Raw genomic sequence first — 3,958 nt, 5'->3', positions numbered from 1 at the left:
TGATATCCGCAACGACCTGAAGGGAAAACCATGGCTAAGAAGGTCCAGGTGCTCCTCGTCGACGACCTCGACAAGAGCTCCCCTGCTGACGAGACCGTCTCGTTCTCACTCGACGGTGTCAGCTACGAGATCGACCTCACCTCGGACAACGCCGCAAAGCTGCGCGACGACCTCGCCGTGTGGATCGGTCACGCCGAACGCACGGGTGGCCGTCGCTCGGCCGGTCGCTCCACCGCTGGCAAGGGCTCCGGCCGCAAGGACGTCGGCGCCATCCGGGCGTGGGCCCGCGAGAACGGCCACACGGTCAACGACCGCGGTCGCATCTCCGCCGAGATCCAGGCCGCCTACGACAAGGCGCACGCCTGAGCCTCGACCCGAGCACCGCAGCGGCATCCGTCGACCCGACGGGTGCCGCTGCGCGCATGTCACGCCGCCACGCGTGGCTGACGTTCACCGCGGGCGGGCCGCCGCTCGCCCACACCCTCATGACGGATGCCGTGGCGTGGCAACGCGCGCTGCGCTCGCTCCAGAGCCGCTGGTACGCCACCGACGCTCCGCCACAGGTCGCTGCGGCGTTCGTCCTCCAGTGGCTGCTCCAGGTTCCGGCCCACACGGGTGCCCATGCCGCCGCGAGCGGCCCGTGGCGTGCCGACCTGACGCACCTGTCCTTCGCGCTCGATCCCGCCACCGTGCCGCGAGAGGTGCGGCTGAACGGCCTCGTCGCCGACGAGGGGTCGCTCGAACAGCGGTTCAACCGGGCCGAGCGCGACTACCGCGCGGTCGCGCAGCCGCTCGCCACGGCATACGAGTCGCAGGTGCGCCTCGGCCCACACACCCGGTCGATGATGGTCGACGACATGTGGAACGCCGCCCGGCGCGAGGCCGAGTCGGCCGCGGGGTTGCTGCGCCCCGGCGCCACGCCCCGGGCCTCGTGCTGCCTGCTCTACGCCCTGCCGGGCTGTGTCGAGTGCGCCGGGTGCCCCCGCCTGCGCCCCTCCGCAACGTCCGGCACCCTGGTGCCCTGAGCAGCCAACCTGCCGGACGCAAGGAGCAGCCCCGACGGGACGTCCGGCATGTTGGTGGTCTGGACGACCAAGGTGCCGGACGCAAGAAATCAGGGGAGGTCGGCGAGCAGGTCTGCGTCGCGGGCGACGCGCTCGAGCACCTCGTCGAACATCAGCTGCCGCAGCGACCCCGCCTCGACCGCACCGCGTTCGACCTCGTCCCACGTGCGCGGCGCCGCGACGCAGGGCAGTTCCCGCCCCCGCAACGAGTAGGGGCTGATGGTCGTCTTGGCGGCGACGTTCTGGCTCCAGTCGAGGAAGACCTTGCCGGGCCGCAGCGACTTGGTCATCTTCCACAGGATGAGGTCGGGGTGCTTCTTCGTCAGCTCCTGCGCGAGCTGCATGACGAGGTCACGCACCTGGTCGCTCGTGAGGTCACCCCCGAGGGCCGCGTAGAGCTGCATCCCCTTGCTGCCCGAGGTGACCGGGTACAGCTCGAGCCCGAGCGCGGCCAGCCGCTCGCGCACGAGCAGGGCCACCTGGGCGCACTCGTGCAGCCCGGCAGGCTTGCCCGGATCGAGGTCGATGACGAGGCGGTCGGGATTGCCGCGCTCACCCTCGTCGGTGAGGGTCCACTGCGGCACGTGCAGCTCGAGCGAGTTGAGGTTGACCAGGTACGTGAGGTCTGCGAGGTCGCCGATCAGGGGGTAGACGACGTCGTCGACCGGCATCCGGGGCAGCCAGCTCGGCGCGCCCGAGGGGAGGTTCTTCTCGAAGAAGAACATCTGGTCCTGGGCGCCGTGCGGGTAGCGCACCCTCGTCACCGGACGCCGCGCAAGGTGGGGCAGCATCAACGGCGCCACCTGCGCGTAGTAGCTGAGCACCTCCCCCTTGGTGGTCTCGGTCGAGGGGTACATGACCTTGTCGAGGCTGGTGAGTCGGAGCCGGCGACCAGCCACCTCGACCCGAGTGACCTCGGGGACGAACTCAGGCATCCTCGACCTCCTCGAGGTCGGCGGGCACGAGGTCGGTGCGCACCCCGAGGTATGCCGGTTGCCGCAGTCGGTGTTGCCCCGTCAGTTCCAGCGCGCGCACCTCGACGACGACCCGGGGCTGCACCCACGTCGTGCCGACGGCGTCGATCGAGGGCACGTCGTCGACGAAGGGCGAGTCGTCGCGGCTCAGCGGGCGCAGCCGCATTGCGAGCGCCTCCCCGGCCGTTCCGGCCAAGCCCGAGCCGACCCGGCCGGCGTACCGCCAGCCACCGGAACCGTCGGGCAGGCCCACGAGGACGGCCCCGAGCCGTCCCGCCGACCCGACCTCCGGGCGCCAACCACCGACGACGACCGAGTGGGTGACCTTGTGGGCGCTCTTGCGCCAGTCGGGCGAGCGGCGCCCGGCGGCGTAGGGGGCCGAGCGGCGCTTGCTGACGATGCCCTCGAGGCCCTGCTCCGCCGTGGCGGCCAGCAGGTGCTCACCGTCGTCGTGCACCGCAGGCACCTGCCAGGTGGGGCCGGTCAGGTCCAGCCGTTCGAGCAGTTCCCGCCGCGCCGACCACGGCTGGCCGGTGAGGTCGGCCCCGAACAGCCGCAGCAGGTCGAAGACCATGAGGGTCACCGGGCGGGTGGCCGCCAGCCGCACCGCCTTGCGACGGTCCGAGACGTGCATGCGCTCGGTCAGGGCGTGGAAGCTGGGCCGGCCGCCGTCGAGGGCGACGACCTCGGCGTCGAGGAGCATGTCGTCGTAGGCCTCCCCGAGCCCGGCGAACTCGGGGTAGGAGGCCGTGACGTCCCGCTCGTTGCGCGACCACACCCGCACCTCGCCGCCGCGCACGTCGACGAGCACCCGCATCCCGTCCCACTTGACCTCGTGCACCCAGTCAGCGCCCGTCGGCACGCGCTCGGCCACCGTCGCGAGCATCGGCCGCAGCGGCGCGCGCGCCGAGGACGGCTCGTGGGAAGAGGAGAGGGTGGCCACGGGCCCCATCCTGCCTCGCGATGAGTGCGGAAGTGGCGGTCCCAGCGACCACTTCCGCACTCACGGCTGGGCATACGCTGGGAGTCTGCGCTGACCGCGAGACGCTGCGGACGGCATCCGGGAGAGGTGACGACCATGAGGGCGATCTGGAAGGGCGCGGTCTCCTTCGGCCTGGTCAACGTGCCGGTGCGGCTGTACTCCGCGACCGAGAACCACGACGTGCAGTTCCGTCAGGTGCACCGCGAGGACGGCGGGCGGATCAAGTACAAGCGCACCTGCTCGATCGACGGCGAGGAGGTGTCGTACGACGACATCGCCAAGGGCTACGAGACCGAGGACGGCGACATGGTCGTGCTCACCGACGAGGACTTCGCCGACCTTCCCAGCCGCACCTCCAAGGAGATCGGGGTCACGAAGTTCGTCCCGGCCGACCAGATCGACCCGATGTGGCTGGACAAGTCGTACTACCTCGAGCCCGACAAGGCGGCAACCAAGCCCTACGTCCTGCTGCGCGACGCCCTGGAGTCCGAGAAGCGGATGGCCATCTGCACCGTCTCCATCCGCACCCGGATGACGATGGCGGTGCTGCGGGTGCGTGACGGCGTCATCGTCATGCAGACGATGCTGTGGCCCGACGAGGTGCGCGCCGCCGACTTCGCGACCGTCACCGACGACCAGCGGGCCACCGAGCAGGAGATGGCCATGGCCAAGATGCTCATCGACCAGCTGGCCGGCGACTACGACCCGGACGACTACGAGGACGACTACGCGATCGCCGTCAAGGAGCTCGTGCGCGCCAAGGTCGAGGGCGGCGAGGTGCGCGTCAGCGCGGCCGAGCCGGAGGAGAGCGGCGAGGTCGTCGACCTGCTGGCGGCACTGGCGCGCTCGGTCGAGAAGGCCAAGGCAGCGCGGGGTGAGGCTGCCGAGCCGGCACCGGCCAAGGCCCCGGCCGCGAAGAAGACGGCCACCAAGACGGC

Annotated in this window: 5 protein-coding genes; 3 read left to right on the top strand and 2 right to left on the bottom strand. The window is 71.0% G+C overall.

Going from position 1 to position 3,958, the window contains the following annotated elements:
• Positions 1 to 30: 30 nt before the first annotated feature.
• Together PLL68_RS06705 and PLL68_RS06700 are read left to right on the top strand one after the other, a co-directional pair.
• The gene (locus PLL68_RS06705) at positions 31 to 366 is read left to right on the top strand and encodes a histone-like nucleoid-structuring protein Lsr2 (RefSeq protein WP_324532837.1); all 336 of its coding nucleotides are present in this window, start codon (positions 31 to 33) and stop codon (positions 364 to 366) included.
• A 56-nt stretch (positions 367 to 422) separates the two neighbouring features.
• Positions 423 to 1,025 (top strand): (2Fe-2S)-binding protein, encoded by a 603-nt coding sequence (locus PLL68_RS06700; protein ID WP_324532836.1) that lies wholly within the window; start codon positions 423 to 425, stop codon positions 1,023 to 1,025.
• An 89-nt stretch (positions 1,026 to 1,114) separates the two neighbouring features.
• On the opposite strand, the gene ligD (PLL68_RS06695) is transcribed toward PLL68_RS06700, so the two are convergent.
• Positions 1,115 to 1,999 carry a non-homologous end-joining DNA ligase gene (ligD, locus tag PLL68_RS06695; protein ID WP_324532834.1) on the bottom strand — a complete coding sequence of 295 codons (885 nt, stop codon included), beginning with the start codon at positions 1,997 to 1,999 and terminating at the stop codon, positions 1,115 to 1,117.
• Positions 1,992 to 2,981 carry a non-homologous end-joining DNA ligase gene (gene ligD, locus PLL68_RS06690; protein WP_502910682.1) on the bottom strand — a complete coding sequence of 330 codons (990 nt, stop codon included), beginning with the start codon at positions 2,979 to 2,981 and terminating at the stop codon, positions 1,992 to 1,994. Before ligD (PLL68_RS06690) ends, ligD (PLL68_RS06695) begins: the two co-directional genes overlap by 8 nt.
• A gap of 135 nt (positions 2,982 to 3,116) precedes the next feature.
• Between ligD (PLL68_RS06690) and ku the strand changes: the two genes are divergently transcribed.
• Positions 3,117 to 3,958: non-homologous end joining protein Ku (gene ku / locus PLL68_RS06685; RefSeq protein ID WP_324532832.1), on the top strand; the 842-nt coding region annotated here is incomplete at its 3' end.

The sequence above is a fragment of the Ornithinibacter sp. genome (assembly GCF_035443565.1).
Classification (GTDB): Bacteria; Actinomycetota; Actinomycetes; order Actinomycetales; family Dermatophilaceae; genus Fodinibacter.
Note: the sequence above shows the minus strand (reverse complement) of the source record. Positions and strands in the feature narration are given on the sequence as shown.

Bases quoted from the DNA above. Each gene is read 5' to 3' on its own strand.
- PLL68_RS06705 (WP_324532837.1), top strand. From the start codon at position 31: ATGGCTAAGAAGGTCCAGGTGCTCCTCGTCGACGACCTCGACAAGAGC.
- PLL68_RS06700 (WP_324532836.1), top strand. From the start codon at position 423: ATGTCACGCCGCCACGCGTGGCTGACGTTCACCGCGGGCGGGCCGCCG.
- ligD (WP_324532834.1), bottom strand. From the start codon at position 1,999: ATGCCTGAGTTCGTCCCCGAGGTCACTCGGGTCGAGGTGGCTGGTCGC.